General features: G+C 71.0%; 11 protein-coding genes. 3 read left to right on the top strand and 8 right to left on the bottom strand.

Translation table 11 applies throughout. The annotated features are described in order from the left end of the window. Positions 1 to 30: 30 nt before the first annotated feature. From H180DRAFT_RS01925 to H180DRAFT_RS01890, 8 genes are all read right to left on the bottom strand, one after another. Entirely contained in the window at positions 31 to 7065 is a 7035-nt protein-coding gene (locus tag H180DRAFT_RS01925) for an eCIS core domain-containing protein (protein WP_055484163.1), read from the bottom strand. Further along, positions 7062 to 7436 carry a hypothetical protein gene (locus tag H180DRAFT_RS01920; protein WP_254665820.1) on the bottom strand — a complete coding sequence of 125 codons (375 nt, stop codon included), beginning with the start codon at positions 7434 to 7436 and terminating at the stop codon, positions 7062 to 7064. The genes H180DRAFT_RS01925 and H180DRAFT_RS01920 overlap by 4 nt, the downstream gene beginning before the upstream one ends. After that, a complete protein-coding gene (locus H180DRAFT_RS01915; protein WP_055484162.1) occupies positions 7427 to 9502 on the bottom strand; it encodes an ATP-binding protein in 2076 nt (691 codons plus the stop codon). Before H180DRAFT_RS01915 ends, H180DRAFT_RS01920 begins: the two co-directional genes overlap by 10 nt. A 6-nt stretch (positions 9503 to 9508) precedes the next feature. Beyond that, positions 9509 to 10648: a Pvc16 family protein gene (locus H180DRAFT_RS01910; RefSeq protein WP_074466552.1), complete on the bottom strand. Its 1140-nt coding sequence runs from the start codon at positions 10646 to 10648 to the stop codon at positions 9509 to 9511. A gap of 4 nt (positions 10649 to 10652) precedes the next feature. Next, on the bottom strand, positions 10653 to 11480 hold the full coding sequence (locus tag H180DRAFT_RS01905; RefSeq protein WP_055484161.1) for a hypothetical protein: 828 nt from the start codon (positions 11478 to 11480) through the stop codon (positions 10653 to 10655). Further along, positions 11473 to 12234 carry a T4 family baseplate hub assembly chaperone gene (locus tag H180DRAFT_RS01900; RefSeq protein WP_055484160.1) on the bottom strand — a complete coding sequence of 254 codons (762 nt, stop codon included), beginning with the start codon at positions 12232 to 12234 and terminating at the stop codon, positions 11473 to 11475. Before H180DRAFT_RS01900 ends, H180DRAFT_RS01905 begins: the two co-directional genes overlap by 8 nt. Positions 12235 to 12259: 25 nt before the next feature. Then, positions 12260 to 12784 carry a phage tail protein gene (locus tag H180DRAFT_RS01895; RefSeq protein WP_028436610.1) on the bottom strand — a complete coding sequence of 175 codons (525 nt, stop codon included), beginning with the start codon at positions 12782 to 12784 and terminating at the stop codon, positions 12260 to 12262. Between the two features lie 67 nt (positions 12785 to 12851). After that, on the bottom strand, positions 12852 to 14699 hold the full coding sequence (locus H180DRAFT_RS01890; RefSeq protein WP_055484159.1) for a phage tail sheath C-terminal domain-containing protein: 1848 nt from the start codon (positions 14697 to 14699) through the stop codon (positions 12852 to 12854). Between the two features lie 931 nt (positions 14700 to 15630). On the opposite strand from H180DRAFT_RS01890, the gene H180DRAFT_RS01885 reads away from it, so the two are divergent. From H180DRAFT_RS01885 to car, 3 genes are all read left to right on the top strand, one after another. Next, positions 15631 to 15975 (top strand): hypothetical protein, encoded by a 345-nt coding sequence (locus tag H180DRAFT_RS01885; RefSeq protein ID WP_055484158.1) that lies wholly within the window; start codon positions 15631 to 15633, stop codon positions 15973 to 15975. A 333-nt stretch (positions 15976 to 16308) separates the two neighbouring features. Next, positions 16309 to 16941 carry a hypothetical protein gene (locus H180DRAFT_RS01880; protein WP_055484157.1) on the top strand — a complete coding sequence of 211 codons (633 nt, stop codon included), beginning with the start codon at positions 16309 to 16311 and terminating at the stop codon, positions 16939 to 16941. 252 nt (positions 16942 to 17193) lie between these two features. Continuing rightward, positions 17194 to 20745, top strand: coding sequence for a carboxylic acid reductase (gene car, locus H180DRAFT_RS01875; protein ID WP_199822462.1), 3552 nt, complete (start codon positions 17194 to 17196; stop codon positions 20743 to 20745). The last annotated feature ends 288 nt before the right edge of the window (positions 20746 to 21033 follow it).

The raw sequence follows: 21033 nt of genomic DNA, 5'->3' as shown, positions 1-21033 counted from the left end.
GTCAACTCTCCTCCGTGATGCGGTGCTGCGTCAGGGAACGATCCGAGCCCACTCCCTCGTGAGAGCTGCGATCGCGTCTTTCCGTGCCTGTGTCATTCCCGGGCTTCCCTGGGACCCCGACGTCAGGTCCTTCATCTTCGTCAAGTCGGCGATGAGATCCACCTTGGTGTAGGACCCGGCACCACTGTTTGCTTGTACCAGCTCGCGCACGGCCTTTACGAAGTAGTCGCTCAAACCGAGATCCTTGAGCTCTTTAGGACCAGCGGTATTCAGGTCGACCACATTCGAGCCCGTCAGGTTCGGCACCGCGAAGTTCTCTCCCCATGTTCCGTTGAGGCCCGGTGACTTCTCCTTCCACCTGTTCCCGTCGGGCTTGTATCCGCCCCACTTCACGCTCACGTGGCTGGGAAAACCTGAATAACTCCGGCCGTGCCCCCACGTGATGTCGACCTTGTACCAGATCATCTTCTCGGAGTTGAGCGGGGTGGAGCCGCCATACTCGACCGACTTCCCGATCGCCTGCTGGGCCGGGTGCTCGACCGCGTGCATCGCCCGGGTATTGTGCCCTGTTCGTGCAGGAACCAAGTTGGATGTGCTCGCATGCCCACCCAGCCCTGCCGGGAGCATGTGCATACGGACCCAGTAGTTCTTGCGTTCAGTGAGTCCTCCCGGAAGACCGGACAGCGCATTCCAGCCGACTGGGTGCGCGTCGGGGCGTTCCTCCGCCTCAGTCCCCCGCTTGATGTCCCCCTTGATGTAAGAGGCCTTGAACCCGAAGGCGCGTGGACCGTCCACGAAGGGCGGGAGGATCGTCGGTGGGAGCGAAGGGGTGTTCGCCCCACGCTTGGCCAGAATTTTGGCGAGCTGCTCCATTTCCAGCTTGAGCTTGAAGACCCTGCGGTGGAGCGCGGAGTCACCGAGGGGGCCCTTTGCGATTCCGTGCCTGCTCCTCTTCCTGTTTGGCAGGCTGTCCTGTTCCTTCTCGATCCGGTCGTAGAGCTTCCATGCCTTGTCGAAGAGTGCGCCGTCCTTCTCGGCCTCTTCAGGGTTCCTCTCGCGGAGTTCGTCGTTCTCCGTGCGCCACTCGTCCAGGTACTCCCGTACCGGCGTCGGGGTGCTCCGAACGGTGAGATCGGCGCTACTGCCCTGGCCGTTGAAGAGCAGCGTGTGCCGGTCGCCCTCCTCCGTCTCGAAGCGCACCTTAGGCAGGTCAGCCGCCTGCTGAGCCGCCTGGGCTTCCTCGCGCTTCCGGATCTCTTCCTTGGCCTTGTCACTCTTCGGGCGGCCGGGTTCATCCTTGTCCTTGCCGTCCTTGCCGTCCTTGCCGTCCTTGCCCTTGGGCTTGGGCTTGGTCGAGTCGGCATCCTTGTCCTTGCCGTCCTTGTCTTTCGCCGGGCCCTTGTCGTCCTTGGGCTTCGTCGAGTCCTTGTCGCCCTTGTCGTCCTTCGGCTTGCCGGAGCCGTCCTTGTCGTCGTCCTTCGGCTTGGGCGTCGTGTCCGGGTCGTCCTTGGGCTTCGGCTTTGATTCCGGCTTGGGCTTGGGCCTGGCGGCCGGCGTGGGGCGGGTGTCCGGCTTGTCGTCCTTGGACTTCGGCTTGCCGTCCTTGTCCTTGGACGTGCTCGGCTTGCCGTCCGGGTCCTTGACGGGACGGGGCTTCGGCTTCGGCTTGGCAGGGGCGTCGGCCTTGTCCCCGTCCTTGCCCTGGTGGGCCTTGTCCCCGCCCTTGTAGCCCGGCTTGTCCAGGTCCGACTTGCCGTCGGACCTCGTGCCGGGCTTCGACTCCGGCTTGTCATCGGACTTGGTGCCGGGCTTCGTGCCGGGCTTCGTGCCGGGCTTCCCGTCGGACTTGGCGTCCGGCTTGCCGCTCGGTCCGGACTTCGGCTTCGTGGCCGTCGGCCGCACCCCCGACGCACCCGCCGTGCGCGGCGGCGCGTCCCCCTTCGCGTCGCCCTTGGCCGAGTCGGGCTCCTCTTCCTGCTTCTTCCGCTTGCCGCCCTTGCCGTCCGCCCCGTCGGCGCCCCCGCTCTTGCCGCCGCCGGGCTTGTCCTTCTTGCCGCCGAGCTTGGCGGCGATGCCCTTCAGGCGGCGGCCCACCTTGGAGACGTACTTGCCGATGCCGCTCAGCAGGGCCTCGTAGGCCAGTTCCAGCAAGGCGACGATGCCCGCCGCGACCGCCTTGGCGAAGAGGATGCCCGCGCCGCTCTGGCGCACGGCCTTCAGCCAGCTGATGACCGCGCCCATCGCCTTCAGGATCTCGCCGAGCGCACCGATGGCCGTGCGGATCGCGTCGATGACGGCCATCACCCAGCCGGCGCCGGGGATGAGTTTGGCGACGACCTTGGTGATGACGATCTCGCCGATGATGAAGGGGAGTTGGGGGACGATCGCGTCCCACGTCTCCTTGACGATCTTCTCCAGCGTCCAGCCGCCCTTGAGCAGCTTGTCGAGGATCGCCTTCGGAATCCCGATGATCTCCTGGATCTTGGACTGGAACCACGCCTTGACGGCCGCCTTGACCTCGCGGAACAGGTGGTTCTTCGCGCCGTCGACCGCCGAGTTCTTGGCGCCGCTGAGCCAACCGCCGGGGTCCGAGAGGAAGTCGACGGCGATGAGCATGAACTCGCCCAGCGCGCCGAGGATTTTGGAGGCGTACTCGAGGACGGTCTTCACCGCGTCGATGACGGCCTTGATGACGTCCTGGAGCATCTTCTTGAGGATGTTCAGGATGTCGCTCAGGAGCTTGGCGAGGGCGTCCAGCAGATCCTTGACGATCTGCTTGAGCATCCGGGCGAGCTTGTTGACGAGAGCGATCGCCGCCGCGATGAGGTCGGTGATGAACTTCCGGATGCGGTTGGCGAGTTCGATGACGGCGCGCACCATCGCCTTGGCGAACTCGATCAGGTCGTCGATGAAGTTCTTGATCGCGTCGACGATGGCCTTGCGGGCTTCGTTGATCCAGCGCTCGACCGTCTCCTTGAAGTTCTTGATGAAGCCGATGACCGCGTCGCGAGCGTCCTTGATGACCTTGACGATCGCGTTCTTGATCTCGATGACCTTCTCTTTGATCCAGTCGAAGGCTTTCGTGACCCAGTTGCCGGACTCGTTGGCGCTGTCGGTCTTCTTCTTCTCGGCCTTCTCCTCGGCCTTGACGCCCTCGTCCTTGATCTTCTTGTCGCTGCCCTCCTTCTCCTTGCCGACGTCCTTGTCGGTCTTCTCCTCCTTGTCCTTGACGTCCTTGCGGATCTTGTCGTGGCGGTCGGACTTCTTCGTGCCGAGCTTCTTCAGCTCGCCGTCCTGCTCCTTGCGCCAGTCCTCGCGCTGACCGTCGACGTCCTTGAGCGCCTTCTCCCGTTCGCCCGCCTGGGACTTGGTGTTGGAGGCGACCTCTTTGCCGACGCTGCTCTTGTGCTTCTCCTTGGACTTGCGGGAGTCCTTCTCCTTGGTCTCCCGCTCCTTCGCCATGCCCTTCCGGCCTTCGCTGAAGGCCTTCCGGAACTGCGGTCCGCGGTCGTGCTCGGCCACCTCCGAGGCAGCCTCGGGCGGCACGGCCCCGGTCTTGGCGCCGCCGGCGTGGCCTTTGCCGCCCTTGCCCCCCTGCCGGCCGGGGACCTTGCCCTTCATCTCCTCCTTGGGAGCGTCCGGGTAGACCTGGTTCTCGCCCATGTTGCGGCCGGCGTCGTCACGGCCCGTCTCGACGGACTCCTGGCCCTTGTCGTCGACGTGCCCGCCCTGCTCGTCGGCCTTTTCGCCGGCCGCGCCCTTCATTTCGACGCCCGGGGCGTTGCCCGCCTGGGCCTGCTTGAGGGCCTCGTCCTTGGTGGGCAGGCCGGCGAACTTCGCCGCCAACTCCGAGGCGTCGACCTCGAATCCGACCCAGCTGAGGACCTTGCCGATGCCGAAACCGAGGGCCATCTTGAAGGTGTCCCAGCCTCCGGGCTCCTCCGCCTTCTCGGCCTCGATCTGGCCCTCGGGCTTCTTCTCGCCCTTGACCTCGGCCTTCTCGTCCTTGGGTGCGTCGGCCTTCCGGGCCGGGTCCTGGGAGTACTGCGCCGGTGCGTCCGTCTTGGGCTTGCCGTGCAGCGTCTGCGGGGCGCCCGCCGGACGCTGCATCGACGGGGGCGAGCCGGCGAGCTGCTTGTGCTCGTCGCCGACCGTGCGGTCCACCGAGCTGCTGACGCCGCCCATGGCCTCGATCGCCTGGTGCGGCTTGAGACTTGACGCGGTGGACAGGCCCGCTTCCGGGGACATGCCCGACAGGTTCGGTGCGGCCTTGGACGCCTTCTTCTTGCCGCCCTTGGCCGGGCCGGCGCCCTTGCCGCCACCGCCGCCCCCTCTACCGGCTCCGCCGCCGCGGCTCCTGGACGCCGGTGCCGACTTCGCCGGTGAAGACTTGGGCGCCGCTGCGGACTTGGGCTCCGGGGCGGACTTCGGTTCGGACGCGGGCTTCGCAGCCGTCGGCGCGGCAGACGCCGACTTGGCGGAAGCGGATGACGGCGCCGACGCGGCAGGCGCGGACTTCTTCTCCGAGGAGCCGCCGGTGCGGGGGCTCTCCGTGACGGGCGTCCCCTCGCTCTGCTCCGAGGCCCCGCCCGAAGTACCCCCCGCATCGCCGGACGAGGAGCCTGATGACGACTCGCTGTCCGTCCCGCCCGCGCCGCTGGAGGTGTCCGTGCCGGACTGGCCCGTGACGTGGCTGTCGCGGGCAGCCGACGGGGACTTGGCGTCCGAGGCGGGACCGCCCTCCTTGTCCTCGGCCTGTACGCCCTTGTCCCCCGACGGTGTGCCCGTCTCCGCGCCCTTGTCCGCGTCCTTGCCGGACCCCTGGGCGCCGCCCTTCTCCGCCGAGCCGGACGAGGCTTTCGACTGCTCCCCGCCCTTGGCCTCGGACTGCGCCGAGCCGCTGCCCGCCGCCTTCTGAGACTCCTTCTCCTGCCCGCCCGAGTCCTTGTCGCCCCCGGCGGCAGTGCCCTTCTCCTCCTTGGCGGCCTGCTCCTTGACGTCCTTGTCGGCCTCGGCCTTGCCCGGTGCCTCCTGCACCGTCGCCTGAGCCGTGGCCGGACCCTCCTTGGGGTCGTCGCCGCTCTTCGGGTCCCTCGTGGCCGTGCCCGGCTTGGGGCCCAGCGCCTCCTCCAGGCCGAGCCCGTCCGCCAGTTGAGCCGGTCCGCCCTCCGTCTCGACCGATGGCGTCGATTCAGCGGGCGCGGTCTCGTCCCGCTCCTCGGGCTCCTCCTCGGCCGCCTCGTCCTCGGCGTCCTCCGCGTCGCGTTCGGCCTGAACCTTGTCGGCCTTCGTCACCGGGGGTGCCGGGAAGGACGGCATCGTGGGCGCGGCAGACGCGCCCGGGTCCAGCTTGTCGGCGGTCGGTACGGTGGAGACGTCGAGGTCCTTCTCCGGCAGGAAGTCCTCCGGTTGGAGCTTGATGTCCCAGGCGCTATTCTCTCCGCCGCCGACGTCGACCTCGGACTGGCTGTCCGGGCCGAACGGGTCGTCGTCGCCCTTCTCCTCCGGACCTTCCAGGTCCTGGTCGCGTACGCCCTCCAGCCGGCTCGACGGGCCGGGCAGCTCCTTGCCCTGCCCGGCGGGGGCGGGCGAGCCCTTCCCCTGGCCGTCCTTCTCGTCCTGTTTGCGCTGCTGACCGGCCACGAGGGGGTCGGCCGCACCCGGACGGTTCCTGGCTGCCGCCTCCTCCTCGCTCTCGGCCGGGGCGCCCTCCTGTTCGGTGTTCTCCTGCGCCTTGTCCTCGTCCTTGGCGCCGTCCTTCTTCTCGCCCTTCTCGCCGGAGCCGCCTTCGCGGGAGCCGCCGTCCTTCTCGGCGGACTTCTCCTGGCCCTGCTGCTCCCCCGACTTCTCGGCGCTCTTCTCCCCGGACGTGGGGCCCGACGCGGCGTCCTGCTGCCCGGACTGCTGTTCCTGGCCCGCCTCGGAGCGGGAAGCGGGAGCTGTCGGCTGCTCGCCGGTGGCGGCGGGGCTGGAGGCGTCGCCGCCGTTGTCGGTGCTGGGCTCCTTCTCCCGCTCCTGCGCGCCCTGTTGCGTGGCGCCGCCCTGTCCCGGGCCGCCGTTCTCGGGGGTGCTGCCCGCGGCTCCGCCGTCGCCCGTCCGGTTCTTCTCCGGGCCGGGCGCGGCTGCGGGCTTCTCCTCCCGCTCCCGCTTCTCCTCGGCGTCGCGCTGCTCGGCCTCCCGGTCGAGCTTCAGCTCCTCGACGGGGTCCGGGACGAGGGCCGGGGCGTCGAGAGAACCCAGCCACGCCAGGCCGCCGGTCTCCGCCTCGCCGCTCTGCTCGAACTCCTCCATCAGGTCCAGGACCCGGTCGTGCTCGGAGCTGAGCAGCCTGGTCTCCAGGCGTTCCAGGACGTCGTCCTGCAACCCCTCGGGAAGCCGCGCCAGTTGGCGGCGGGTGCGCTTCGAGCGGTCCTCCGGGTCGCTGCGCATCGAGCGCACCACGGAGTTCGCCAGCCGCTCCACCAGCCCCGCCGGGTCGAGCTGCTCCGTGCGCATGCGGTCCGCGTCGACGGTGGCGTAGCGCATCCAGGCGGGGGTGACTTCGCCCTGTTCGGCGTCCACAGCCTGTGAGGGCTCGGCCGCGGACTCGCCCGAGGTCTCCTCGCGCATCAGGCGCTGCGCCGTCGACTCCGCCTCCTGCTCGGCGGCCTCCTGCGGCAGGCTGACGGCACCCGGATCGCGGCCGGCCGTCAACGGGCCCGCGCCGTAAGGGTTCTGGACGGTGTGGAGGAGTTCGTGTGCCAGCAGCCGGTAGCCGTCGGCCGTGCCGGGGGCGTAGGCGCCCTCGCGGAAGAAGATGTCCTGGCCGACGGCGACCGCGTCCGCGCCGAGCATGTCGGTCAGGGTGCCCGCGTCGCGGTCTGTGTGCAGGCGTACGTTGCCGAGGTCGTGGCCGAGCTTCTCCTCCAACTCCCGCCGCACGCCCACGTCCAGGGGCTGCCCTGCGCCGCTGACGATGTCCTTCGGCTCGGGCGTGCGGGACTTGGCGGCGCGTTCCTTGCGTTTGCGCCGCCGTGCTTCGTTCGCGGCCTGCTGCTGGTCGGCGGGGGCATGTGTGCTGCTCATCGCCGCCTCCCGTCCGGGCCGCGCGTCCGCCGCGTCCGCTCGGGGTCCTCTCCGTCGCCGGCGAGACCCGCGTGGACGGAACGGGCGAGGGCTTCGCCGAGTCTGCCCGCGGAGACGGTCGCGGGCAGCGGCGGAAGCCCGGTGAGGGCGTCGAGGGTGTGCGGTTCGCCGTCGGCGGCGAGGGGCACGCCGTGTTCCCGTACGAGGCGCGCGAGTTCGTTCTCGAACGCGGCGAGGACGAGGCCGGGGTCTCCACGGAAACCGTCGAGCGCCAACTCGTCTATCTCGACGTGGATTTCACGCGGGGCGTCGCGCGGACCGTCGCCCGCCGCGCCCGCGCCGTGCCTCCCGTGCACTCCGTTCAGACCCATCCGCGGACCTCCGAGGGCGTCAAGGAGCGTTCCAGCTTCTGGTATTCGGTGCGTGCCGCCGCGAGCATGTGCCGCATCTGAAGCGCGTCGCCCTCTTCGGCCGCGAGGAACGCACCGGAGAGCGCGATGTTGCGGATGGAGCCGCCGGCGACGGTGAGCTGGGCCAGCGCGTCCGGCTCGATGTCCTTCATCGGGGCCTGCGAGGGCAGCACGCGCCGCCAGATCTCGGCGCGCTCCTCGTGCCCCGGGAAGGGGAAGTCGGCGACGAAGCGGATGCGCCGCATGAAGGCCGTGTCGAGGGCCTTCTTCATGTTGGTGGTGAGTACGGCCAGGCCGCGGTACGCCTCCATGCGCATCAGCAGGTAGCTGACTTCGAGGTTGGCGTAGCGGTCGTGGCTGTCCTTGACCTCGCTGCGCTTGCCGAAGAGGGCGTCCGCCTCGTCGAACAGCAGCAGTGCGCCGCCGAGTTCGGCCGCGTCGAAGACCTTCCGCAGGTTCTTCTCGGTCTCACCGATGTACTTGCTGACCACCTGGGACAGGTCGATGATGAACAGGTCGAGGCCGAGTTCCTTCGCCATGACCTCCGCCGCGAGGGTCTTTCCGGTGCCGGAACTGCCGGCGAAGAGCGCGGTGACGCCCAGGCCGCGTCGCAGCGTCCGCGCGAAACCCCACTCCTGGTGCACACGGGCGCGCTGGCGAACGTGGGCGACGATCTCGCGGAGGATCTTCAACTGCCGCTCGGCGAGGACGAGATCGTCCCAGCCCGCCTCCGGTTCGATGCGGCGGCCGAGCCCCTCCAGGCCGATGCGGGCCTCGGAGAGCCCCGCCTGCCAGGCAAGGCCGTGGGCCGCTCCGGTCCCGGCGGAAGCGTCCGGCAGGTCCCGGCGCACGGAGACGGCGGCGGACCGCACGGTGTGCGGCGGAAGCTGGAACTGCGCTGCGAGGGAGTGCAGTTGGCCCGCGTCCAGGCCGGGTACACCGTCGAACGCGTCCCTCCACAGCCGCTGCTGCTCCGCGTCGTCCAGCTGGGGCACGGCGACGCGCTCACCGCGCGGCCGGTCCGTACGGCGCGGCTCCGCTCCCGCGACGGCGATCGGCACCGCGGCGGACGCGATGAACGCCTCGGTGGCGGCGGCGTGTTCGCGGTCCAGCTCGCCCGTCTCCAGCAGCAGCGCGGCGGGCAGCAGCACGGCCTCGCGCTGCCAGAGGCGGGCGAAGGCGTCACGGGCCGCGGGCTCGGTGGGCACGTCCTCGGCGGACATCGCGTAGAGCCCGAGTCCCGCCCGGGCGGCGGCAGTTGCGGCGATGTCCTCGCGGGTGCGCAGGTCACCGCCGATCAGCTCGACGCGGAACGGCGCGTCGGGACGCCGGACGCTCCACCCCGCCGCGACGCGGTCCGCCGCCTCCTCGTGCGGCGTGGGCAGTTCGTCGGTTGCGGAGGCCGGACGGAGCATGCCGTGCAGCCGGGGATCGAGGTACGCGGAACCGGTGAGGAAGTGCAGGATGCGTTCGTCGAGCCGCAGCCGGGACGTGGTCAGCCGGGTCTCGTCGCCGAGTTCGACGAGCCGCCAGCGGCGCAGCGGCGCGACGGGAGTGAGGGCACTCCAGTGGGCGTCCTCGAACGCGGCCAGGGCGAGGGAGAACGTCGGGTGGGCGCGTTCGGGATCGCCGCAGGCGGCGGCGCAGCGGGCGGCGGTGGTGGGGTCGAGCTCCGCGGCGGCGCAAAGGAGAACGATGTCGCGCTCGAACGCGCTGAGCCCGAAGGCGGATTGGAGCTTCGCGAGCGGAGCGGGAACGGGCGGCTGCTGCCCGTCCTGCGCCTCGTCCTGCGCCTCGTGCTGCCGGCCCGGGGTACGGGCGCCGGTGCCCTTGCCGCGGTCGTCCTTACCACGGTCGCCCTTGCCGTCGGCGCCGCGCTCATCGGCGCCACCGCCGGCTGCGCCCTCCTCGCGGCGAGCACGGGCACGGCCGGCGTGCGCATCGACGCGTGCGAGCACGCCCGCGACGGCGGCGGACAGTTCCGCCACCTGACGCGTCTTCCCCTGGTCGGCCCCCGTTCCGTGCACCGCGCCTCAGCTCTCCTTGCCGTCGGAGGTGTTGTCCGTGCCGCTGTTCCGCGTGCCGCCGCCGGCTGCCCCGCGACCCGAACGGCCGCCGCCCGGCTGCTTCTTGGCGGTGGTCTTCCGCACCGCGGTGTTCTGCGCCGCGGACTTCTTGGCTGCGGCCTGCTTGACGGCGGTCGCCTTCTTGGCGGCGGTGTTCTTGGCAGCCGTGCTCTTTGCGCTGCTCTTTGCGGCCGTCTTCCTCGCCGCCGTGTTCTTCGCAGCCGTGCTCTTCGCAGCCGGCTTCGAGCCCGCCGCTTCCTTCACAGCGGGCCTCTCCGCAGGCTTCTCCGCGGGCAAGGCGGGACTCTCCGCGGGCACCTCCGCTTCCTTCACCGCGCGCTTCGCCGACGTCGCGCCTTCCCGGGCGTCGCCGTCCTCCCCCTCGGCTCCGTCCGCCGCGACGGACACGCCCGGCGCGCCAGGCGCACCCGCCGCACCCTGGCCACCGCCCGAACCGACGCCCGAACCGCCGTTCGCCGCACCGGTGTTGCCGTGCGGTGGGACCGAGGCGCCGACCGTCACCACGGTCCGCTCCACCGGGCGGCTGCGCTCCGGCTCCTCCCGTCCCTCGACCAGGACCAGCGAGCCCTGGTACGTCATCGACAGCGCGTACGGCGTCTGGTGGAGCATCCCCCACAGCTTCGAGGTCTCGTCGATGTCCATCTGGAGCGGCGTGAAGCGCACCTTCTGCTCCGCGAGGGCCAGGTTGCTTCCCGCCAGGTACGGGCGCTCGCCCGCCTCCTGGATCACGTCGGCGGGCAGGACGGGGAACTCGCGCAGGATCCGGGCCACGCAGCCGATGAGCCGCTGGCCGACCAGCTCGTTCTCCTCACCGTACGCGCTGATCACGTAGTGCAGATCGAGCGCTGCGACCGCCTTGTTGAGCAGCCTGCCGTCGGACGCGCGGGTGGGCAGGTCGTAGTTGCGCATCGACGGGTTGTGCGTGACCTGGTACAGGAAGACGGTGATCGTCGGCTCCAGCGGCGGCTCGGCCGGCGGCTTGCGGGTCTCGACGGATACGGCCATGTCGATCTCGGGACGCAGGTTGCTCTCGATCAGCAGCGCCAGCGCCTGCGTCACATGCGCGACCGCAAGTGCGTTGCTCATGGGCTCAGTTGCTCCTCTCCCCGTTCCGGCCGCGTGCGAGGTAGGTCTCCAGGCTCACCGTGGGCGCCGTACGGCCGGTCTGCTGCCGCCCCGGTTCGCCTGCTCCGCCGCGGCCTGCGCCCGGCGGGGTGGCGGCGCTCACTTCGAGCCGGCCGATCTGGACGTGGACGACGCGTTCGGCCGGACGGGCACCGCCGCGACGCCCTGCCGCCGCCTGCTGCCGGGCGCTGCGCGCCGCCGAAAGGTCACCGCTTCCCGGGCGTGCGGCGGCGGAGCGGGCAACGACCTCCCCGCTGCGGGCGACGAGCGCGGGCGCGGCGCCCGTCTGCGGTGTGCCGGTGCCGGCCGGGCCGGCGTCGCGCGACGCGCCCCGCCCCGCGGGTTGCACGGGCACGCTCGCGGCGGGCCTCGGCGCACGGGAGGGGACGGGCCTCAACAGGGCGCGTCCCGGGGAGTGTTGAGCCTGTTGCCGCTCGCCGGTCTCGGGCGCGGTCGACGTCTCGCGTACGACGGTGTGCCGTTCCGTGTGTATCTCCCGTACGCCGCGGGGCGCCGGGCCCTCGTCCGTGCGCGCCGGGCGCGGCGCCGGGACCTGCGGGCCCGCAGGGGAGAGTCCGTCGTCCCCGTCGTCCCGGTCGCGGAGCGCTTCGACGCGCTCGAACGGGCCGGGCAGCCGCGGTCTCACGCGCACCCGCCGCATGTCGGGTGCGGCATCGTCCGGCGCGGTCCGGCCGTCCCGGGGGACTTCCCCGGCGCCGGGCTTCCCGGCCGGGCCGCCGGCGCGCGGCAGGGACGCGTGCCGCGCCAGCAGCCGGTCGAAGTAGTCAGACATCAGCGCACAGCTCCAGGTAGTAGCGGCGCCGCGCCGGGCTGAGCGCCAGGATGTCCGGCTCCCGCCATCCGTAGGCGGTGGCGAGGAGGTGGACGTCGAGGAGCAAGTCGCGTGCCCAGGCGTCCAGTTCGGTCCACAGGTAGGAGGTGATGTCGAGCTCGGCGGGGGTGCCGGCTCCGCACTCCGGGCAGGAGACGTCGAGCGTGATCTCGGCTGCCGGGTCGGCCTGTTCGGCCGCCTCGGCGATCCGGTCCCGCACCTGCTCCGGCAGCAGTTCCGCGAGGCCCTCCGCGGGCACCTCCGTACCGTCCCTGCGGGCATTGACGGTGCAGGAGGCGACAAGCAGTGCGCGCGCCGCGGCCTTTGGATCCTCTGCGCCGGCCGCCCCCTCGGCCGCCGCTTCGAGGTCGGCGACGGCGGGCAGCCGGAAGTCGATCTCCCAGCCGTCCGCCGTCACCCGCAAGGGCTCCGGCCGCTGAGGCGGACGGGCCGCCAACTCGCCTGCGTCGAGGTCGAATTCCATGGCCTCGCCGCACGAGGCGCACTCGATCAGCACCTGCATCAGGTCGCCGAACAGCGCGCGCCGCAGCGCGTACAGGTCGGCTTCGCGCTCGCCGACCGGGACCCGCGGCAGTTCGCCGGGGCCGGCCTGCGGGCGTGCTGCCCGGTGCAGGATTTGCGCACGCTCCGCGCCGGTCCGGGTGAGTGCTTCCTCCCAGACCGCCAGCAGGCGTGCGGCTTCCGAGTGCGCCATCGCCGTCGCTCCCCCCGTCCGGCGTTCAGGCCGGGTGGGTGAAGGAGGGCTCGGCGGGCTCGGGGACCTCGTAGTCCCGCTCCCAGCCTTCGCACTCCAGCTTGAGGCTCTGGATCGCGACCGCGTTGGCGTTGGCGTCCATCTCACCCAGCACCTGGTACTCGCTCGGCCAGGAGCGGTACAGCTTGTGCGAGACGGCGACCTGGCCCGCTTCGTTCAGGACCTGGATGACGATGTCCTTGCGGAAGTCGGCCAGTGACACCTCGGAGCCGAGCCCGGCGCCGACCTGCCACACCTTGTTGGCCCAGCGGTCGAACTCCGGGTCGTGCGTGACTCCGCGCTCCAGGGTGACGCCCTCGAACTCGGAGCGTCCGGGCGACTTGCGCGGGGTGCTGGGGTCGCCGCCGTGGCGGTGCTTGACGACCTCGGTGGTCCGCTTCAGCGGGCTGATCTTGCTGATGCCCGCGACCGTACGTCCGTCCCACAGGACGAGGAACTTGAAGTTCTTGTACGGGTCGAAGCGATGGGCGTTTATCTGGAACTCAGCCATCGGATTCCTTCGGTTCCTCGGGTGATCGGTCACCCGGCCGCCGGCCTTCCGGACGGCGGCCGGCCCGTCAGGACGTGAACTGCCCTGCCATCTGCTGGACCTTGACGATCACGAACTCGGCCGGACGCACCGGCGCGATGCCCACGACGATGTTGACGATGCCGTTGTCGACGTCCTCGTCCGTCGTGGTGTCGTGGTCGCACTTGACGAAGTAGGCCTCCCGCGGGGTGCCGCCCGTGAAGGCGCCCTGCTGGAAGAGCGTGTGCAGATACGAGGAGACGTTCATCCGGATCTGCTGCCACAGCTGTTCGTCGTTGGGCTCGAAGACCGCCCAGCGCAGGCCGCGGTGGAGGCTCTCCTCGACGTGCAGTGCGAGCCGCCGCACCGGGGTGTACTTCCATTCGCTCTCGCGTGCGTCGGAGCCCTCCAGCGTGCGGGCTCCCCAGACCACGGGGCCCACCATCGGGAACGTCCGCAGGCAGTTGACGCCGAGCGGGTTGAGCAGCCCGTTCTCGCGGTCGGTGAGCCGCACGGACAGCGAGTGAACCTCGGCGAGGCGCGCTTCCGTGCCGGCCGGTGCCTTCCACACGCCGCGTTCGCCGTCCGTACGGGCGATGACGCCCGCGACGGCGCCGGAGGGCGGGAAGGAACGCAGCCGTCCGGTGAGCGGGTCCGTCATCTGCAGGTGCGGGAAGTACAGACCCGCGTGGCTGCCGCGGACGGGTTCGAAGGCGGCGATGCCCGTGCGGACGGCGTCCACTCCGGACCAGGCGGCGGGCGCGTCGACGAGGAGGTAGATGCGTTCCTCGCGGCACAGCCGCTGGGCCGCGGCCAGGACACTGATCATGTCCTCGGTCGATTCGTACGCCGCGAGTTCGGGCAGTGCGAGCAGGTTGACGTCGTCGACGTCGCGCAGCGCGTGGAGCCCGGACTTGCGGGCCTCGCTGCCGATCAGATCGCGCGGACCGGGCGCCTCGCCGTCCTCGCCGCCCTCGAGGGCGAAGACGGGCGGGTTGACGGAGGCTTCCAGGCCCAGGTCGTTGGCGCACTCGCCGACGAAGCGGACGACGGCCTCCGGGTCGTTGCTGCCGGCGACGGTCTGGAGCCGGTTGCCGAAGGCGGTGACTTCCGCGCCGGCGAAGTCGTGGCGGCCCGGCGCGTCCGGCAGGGCCCGCAGCTTCCGCTCCAGGAGCAGGGCGAGTTCGGCGACGCTGCGGGGAGCCTCCCCGTCCTCGTCCGGGTCGTGGAGGACGAACTCCCTCTCGACATCCCCGATCTTCACGGTCAGTTCGACACCGAGGTCGGGCAGGTCCCCGGAGAAGGGCTTGGAGACCGTTCCGGACGGGTCGGGGCGTCCCTCGCCGACGACCTCGGCGCGCACGAGCGTGGAGCCGGCGTTGACGACGGTCTGGACGTAGCGGCTGTGGCACGGGTCCATGGACAGACCGCCGAAGAACTCGCGGGCCTCGCCCCTGGCGTCGAAGACGCGCAGGTTGAAGGTCTCCTCGGGTGCCGGGGTGTCGTAGTCGACGGACACGCGCAGACCGCAGCCCCACACGCCCGGCTCACGGGCGGTGATCTCCAGCACGGGGCATTCGCTGCGGCCCTCGGTCGATTCGAGGGTCACCGAGGCCGCCTTGCCCGAACCGGCCTTGGCCACGCGCACGATGACGGCGATGGAGCCGCCGTTGCCGAAGAACTGGTGCACGGCGTATGCGACGGCGCTCTGGGAGGTCAGGCCCCCGAAGCGGCGTTCGAACTCCGCGTAACTGGTCACCCTGACCGGCTTGTTGAGAGGCCCGCGGCGGGTGTGGCCCACAAAGGCGGTGGCCGCTGTGGTGACCTGCGTGATGGTGCGGACGCTGCTGGGAATCTCTTCGACGTAAACACCGGGATAGGTCGGCTTCGTCGGCATTCCCCCTCCAATCCCTACGAGCGCCTGGACAACGGCATTCAGTGGGAAAGGGGGACACAGGTCCGTGGTGGTACGGCGGCCTGGGCGCACGCGACGACGCACTCGCGAGCTTCCCCCCGTGCCTCGCCGCCGACCGGGGCGCCCCGTACCCATGCGGTACGTGCGGGGCACACCGTCCTGTGGCGCGACTCCTGATGCCCGAGTGCATCGACATTCATATCGGGAATACCCGACGGCTCGACACCCGTTAAATCCGGCCACACCGGTGCGAGAGGAAAAGGTTCCGCCAACACCGGTGGCGATGAAGCGAGTTGGCGTCTTGACGAAGGCGCAGGTCAGGTGCCCGCGCACTTCGGCGGGCAGGCACGCTTCAGCGCGATGGGCGAATTCTCGTCACCTGGCGGACGCCGCCCTTCGACACGGGCATCGGCGCAGCTCAACAGGGCCGTTCCGGGTGCGGAAACAGAGCCGAAGTATCCGGAATGCAACGATCCGCCACCGAACGTCCAGCCGCCCCGCGACTCCTTCGCACGCCCTTCCACCAGGGATCTCACCTGCAACAATGCAACGAACCACGGGAGTTGACGGCGCCGAGAGCCGGAGCCCGGCGTGGCACCCCAACCACACCTCCGCACCACCCCTTCCCCGGAGGGGCGCATTCCGGCATGTGAACATTCTGGGGTCGCACATGCAGAAACCGTGACCTTGACACAAAAGGGACGCATGGCGCACGCCGGGCCCGGATACAGATGCCCCGCCCCTGCCCCGACCCGAAGGAACGCAGTCCGCGGAAGCCCGGTGCGCGTGGTCGCCGGCCCCGGCTCGGCGGGCGCCCGGCCGAGCCGCCCATCGCCCCATGGCACACTCGTCGTGGCGTGCAGCCCCGGCCCGGAAGGCTCCCGGCCGGTCCGTCTCCGGGCAGGGAGGCCACATGGGCGGGGAGGATCCGCACATTCACGTCGAGGTGAAGGTCGTGCGCCGCGACGCCGACGTCCGCGACCTGATGGCCTCCACGTTCGGCCTGGCAGGGGACCTGCCGAGTCAGGTCGCCACCGGATGCGGCCTGCGGGTGCCGTACGCGATGACCTCCCCGCGTCCCGGCGCGGTGACCTGCCTTGCCTGCCGTGAGCATGCGCGGGTCGAGCACCTGCGTTTCGCGGACGAGGTCGAACGCCTGGGCAGCACGCCCGGCTCGACCATCACCGCCGGCCAGGCGAAGCTGGCGGCGGACAGGCATCGCGAGCTGGCGGCGGGATTCTCCGGCGCGGAGAGCTGAGCCTCCGGCAGCGGAGACCCGGGCGTTGCCGCAGTGGGAACGGCGCGGCCCACCCCGTCGGCGAGGGACGACGGTCCGGCACGCCGCATACCCCGGGCCACTTCCCGTGGTGCGGGGCTTCGAACGGAACGGCAGGGCGGGGCACTTCGCCGGCCGGCCCTCACCGGACGGCCCCACCGGAACGGCGCTCACCGGCCTCACCATCCGGCGCTGACCGGCCGGCGGCAGCAGGACGGCAACGACAGCACCTTGCCGCCCTCACGCGTACAACCCTTCCGCGCGCTTGATGGTCTGTTGTGGCGTCAGTACCGATACGGGGGAAAGGTCCCGGATATGGGTGCACAGACCTTCCGTTCCGCCGCGCTCGGCACTCTCGCGGCGCTCTCGGCCCTGGGCCTCACGCTCGCCGCGAGCAGCCCGGGCGTCGCCGCGGGCGCGGCGAAGAAGAACCGGGCGCCGGGCTTCCTGTCTCCCGCGGACCTGCCGCCGCACCCCTCGTCGCCCTGGTTCGCGGGCAAGGTGACGGCCGGACTGCCGGACACCGAGCCCTTCTGCGTGGAGGGTGAGCTGCCCGCCTCCCGGAGTCATCACCGTGAGTTCCACACGGAGTTGGACACCAACGCCACCCAGGTCGGTGTCGTCGCCGCGAGCACGGGCGCGGCGAAGAAGCTGGCCGCGTCGCTGAAGAAGAGCGTCGCCGCCTGTGCCGCGGACTGGCTTCGCGAGACGCCCGGCGGCACCGCCTCCTGGGACGACTACGGCGGGCTGGCCGTCGGCAACGGCGCGCACGTCTACGGGGTGAGCGTCTCCGTGCCCGAGTCCGAGACCAATGTGCACCTCTTCGGTGTCGGGCGGGACGGCAAGGCCGTGACCGTGGTCCGCTGGGGCCAGATGGGCGATCTCGGGGACGCCCCGCTCGCGGACTTCAAGCGGACGACGAGGACCGCGGTCTCGAAGCTCAATTGAACTGCCGCCACTGCCACTGGCGCTGCCGCCGCCGGGGCCGCCGCCCGGGCCTCTCCTGGCGGCGGGCGCCTCTCCCGGCGGTGGGCGCCTTCCCTGCCCGGGCCGCACCGCTTCCCTGCCCGGGCAGTGCCCCTTCCGGGCCCGTCCCGCTGATCGAGTGCGCACCACGGTTACCGGTTCGGCCACGGTGCGCGGCTGTGTGCGTAGGGTCGCCGCCGACCGATACCCGTGCAGCGGCGAACAGGAGACGGAATGGCAGTCAACGCGCAGCCCGGCAGCGACGGTGGCCAGGGGGCGCCGCTTTCGCCCGCGGAGCGTCGCGTCGCTGAACTGTACGCAACGGACCGGCAGTTCCGGGAGGCGAAGCCGCTGGACGAGGTGACCGCGGCGATACGGGCACCGGGCATGGCGCTGCCGCGGATCTTGGCGACTGTCATGGAGGGTTACGCAGACCGGCCGGCCTTCGGCGAGCGCGTGCGGAAACATGCGAAGGACCCGCGGACGGGCCGCACGGAATCCGTGCTGCTGCCGGAGTTGCGGACCCTCACCTACCGCGAGGTGTGGCTCGGAGTGCAGGCCCTCGCGAGCGAGCTGACGAACCACCCGAAGTTCCCGGCAGACGCCGGGGACTTCGTGTGCACGCTGGGCTTCACCAGCGGCGACTACGCCACCGTCGACCTGGCGTGCGTCTACCTGGGGCTCGTCTCCGTACCGCTGCACACCAGCGCGACGCTCGGCGAGCTCGCGCCGGTCGTCGCCGAGTCGGCCCCGCGAATCCTCGCGACGAGCGCCGAACTTCTGGACACGGCTGTCGAACTCGCGCTGGGCGGCGAGTCGTTACGGCGGCTGGTCGTCTTCGACTGCGACCTGGATGTGGACGACGATCGCGAACGCTTCGAGGCGGCGGCCGCACGACTGGCCGCCGCCGGTTCGCGGGTGGCCGTCGACACGCTGGCAGCCATGCTCGAACGAGGGCGTGCCCTGCCGCCGGCGCCGCTGTGCACCACGCTGGACGAGCAGTCACTGACCTCGCTGCTCTACACGTCGGGAAGCACCGGCGCACCCAAGGGCGCCATGTACACACAGCGGCTGGCCACCTATCTGTGGGGCGCTTCGTGGCGTACCACCGACACTCCCGTGATCAGCCTCAACTTCCTGCCCATGAGCCATCTCGCCGGGCGCTACACGCTGTTCAGCACCCTCAGCGCGGGAGGCGTGCACTTCTTCACGGCGAGGAGCGACCTCTCGGCGCTGTTCGAGGACATGTCGCTCGCACGGCCCACCGACCTGATGCTGGTGCCGCGCGTCTCCGAGATGCTCTTCCAGCAGTACCGGAGCGAGGTCGACCGGCGCGTGGCCGCGGGCGGTGAACCTGCCGTCGTCGAGGCGGAGTTGCTCACGGAGATGCGGGAGGAGACCCTCGGCGGCCGGATCGTGCGGGTCATGTCCGGCAGCGCTCCGCTGGACTCCGCGACGGCGGCTTTCCTGGAGGCGTGTCTGGAGCTGAAGCCGCTCGACGGCTACGGCGCGACAGAGGCCGGGATGATCACGACGGGCCACAAGCTGGCTCCACCGGTGACGGCCCACAAGCTGGCGGACGTGCCCGAACTGGGCTACTTCGGGACCGACTCGCCTTACCCGCGGGGCGAGTTGAGAATCAAGACAGAAATGATCATGGCCGGTTACCACAAGCGGCCCGAAGCCACCGCGGAGGCCTTCGACGAGGAGGGCTTCTACCGGACCGGCGACATCATGGCGCAGGCCGGTCCGGACGAGTTCGTCTACGTCGACCGCACCAAGAACGTGCTGAAGCTTTCGCAGGGCGAGCTGGTGGCCGTCTCCCGGCTGGAGACCGTCTTCGCCGCCGACCCGCTGATCCGGCAGGTCTTCGTCCACGGAAACAGCGAACGCTCCTACCTCCTCGCCGTCGTCGTGCCGACACCGGAAGCGGTCGAGGCCGCCCAGGGCAGCGAGGCGGCGCTCAAGTCGTCGCTGGGCGCGGCGATCCGGCGGGCCGCGAAGTCAGCAGGGCTCAACCCGTACGAAATCCCACGGGACTTCATCGTGGAGACCGAACCCTTCACCACCGCCGACGGCCTCCTCGGCGATGCCGGCAAACTGGCACGGCCGAGGGTCAAGGAGCGCTACGGTGCGCGCCTGGAGCAGATGTACGCCGATCTCGCCGCGGAGCAGACGCGCGAACTGGGCGCCCTGCGCCGCGAGGGCCGGGACCGGCCGGTGCCGGAGACCGTCGGCCGGGCCGCCAAGTGCCTGCTCGGCTGCTCCTCCACCGACCTCGGTCCAGAAGTGCACTTCACCGACCTGGGCGGCGACTCGCTCTCCGCGCTCTCCTTCTGCCGCCTCCTCGGCGAGATCTACGACATGGACGTTCCGGTTGCGGTCGTCACCAGCCCGGCGACCGATCTCCGGCAGCTCGCGCAGTACATCGAGCGGCGCCTCGGCTCCGGCCGGGACCGGCCCTCGTTCGCTGCCGTGCACGGTGCGGACGCCGACGAAGCGCGGGCCGGCGACCTGAACCTTTCGGCGCTGGTCGACACCGAAGTCACCGATGCGGCACAGGCGTTGCCGCGGCAGGATCCCGGCGAGCCCGTGCGGACGGTCCTGCTGACCGGGGCCAACGGCTATCTGGGCCGGTTCCTTTGCCTCGAATGGCTGGAGCGGCTCGCGGACTGCGGCGGAACCCTGATCTGCATCGTCCGCGGCAGCGGCACCGAGGCGGCCCGCCGCAGGCTCGACGCGGCCTTCGACAGCGGCGACCCCGAACTCCTCGCCCGCTACCGCAAGTCGGCCGCCGGACGTCTGCGGGTGCTCGCCGGCGACATCGCGGAGCGGAACCTGGGCCTGGACGAGGAGACGTGGACCGGGCTCGCCGCCGATGTCGATCTCGTCGTCCATCCGGCGGCGCTCGTCAACCATGTCCTGCCCTACGAGCAGCTGTTCGGCCCCAATGTGACGGGCACGGCCGAGCTGATCCGGCTGGCGGTCACCACACGGGTCAAGCGCTTCGTGTTCCTCTCCAGCCTTGCCGTGGGAACCCAGCTCGCGGATGCACCTCTCCCCGAGGACGCCGACATCCGCACGGCCGTCCCCGCCCGCCGGCTCGACGGGGCGTACGCGGGCGGCTACGGAACGAGCAAGTGGGCGGGCGAGGTGCTGCTTCGCGAGGCCCACGACCGGTGGGGCCTTCCGTGCGCGGTCTTCCGCTCGGACATGATCCTCGCGCACAGCGAGTACCGGGGGCAGTTGAACGTGCCGGACCTGTTCACGCGCCTGCTCCTCAGCGTCGCCGCGACGGGGATCGCTCCGCGTTCCTTCTACCGCACGGGCGCCGGTGACGGCCGTCCGCGGGCCCGGTTCCATGGACTGCCCGCCGACTTCACCGCGGAGGCGGTCACGACGATCGGCGAACGCGCGGTGGACGGTTTCCACACCTACAACGTCGTCAACGCACAGGACCACGGCGTCAGCCTCGACGTCTTCGTCGACTGGCTGAGGCAATGCGGACGGCGCATCCAGCGCATCGACGACTACGACGAGTGGTTCGCGCGATTCGGGACTGCTCTGCGCGGTCTGCCGCAGGAGCAGCGGCGGCACTCGCTGCTCCCGCTCATGGACGCCTTCCGCGAGCCGCAGCGTCCCGTTCCGGCGCAGGGTGTCGCCGCGGGCCGGTTCGGGGCGGCCGTGCGGGACGCCGGTGTGGGCGGGGACGGCGAGATCCCCGTGCTGCGGCCGTCGCTCGCCGCCAAGTACATCACCGACCTGGAGCACGCCGGACTGCTCTGAGGCGGGGCACGGGGGACGGCTGCGGCCACGCTCACATCCGCGCGGGGCGGCGGGGCCCGGGGAGGAGGACCCGGGCACCTGACGGGCCCGGACCGTTTCCCGGCCCCTTTCCCGGTCCGGGCCCGGTCCGGCCCCCTTGCGCAGGGGGTGAGCGCCGGGCGACTCAACTGCTGGGCGAGCAGGAGGGGTTGGCGGCCGAGACGCACCCGGCCCCCGGCCCCGAGGGCACAGCCCCAGGCCCCGAGGGCACGGCCCCCGTCCGTCCCCGGCACGTGCCGGCGGCGCCTT

Source organism: Streptomyces sp. WMMB 322, from assembly GCF_900090145.1.
Lineage (GTDB): Bacteria > Actinomycetota > Actinomycetes > Streptomycetales > Streptomycetaceae > Streptomyces.
This window is presented reverse-complemented; position numbering and strand designations above follow the sequence as displayed.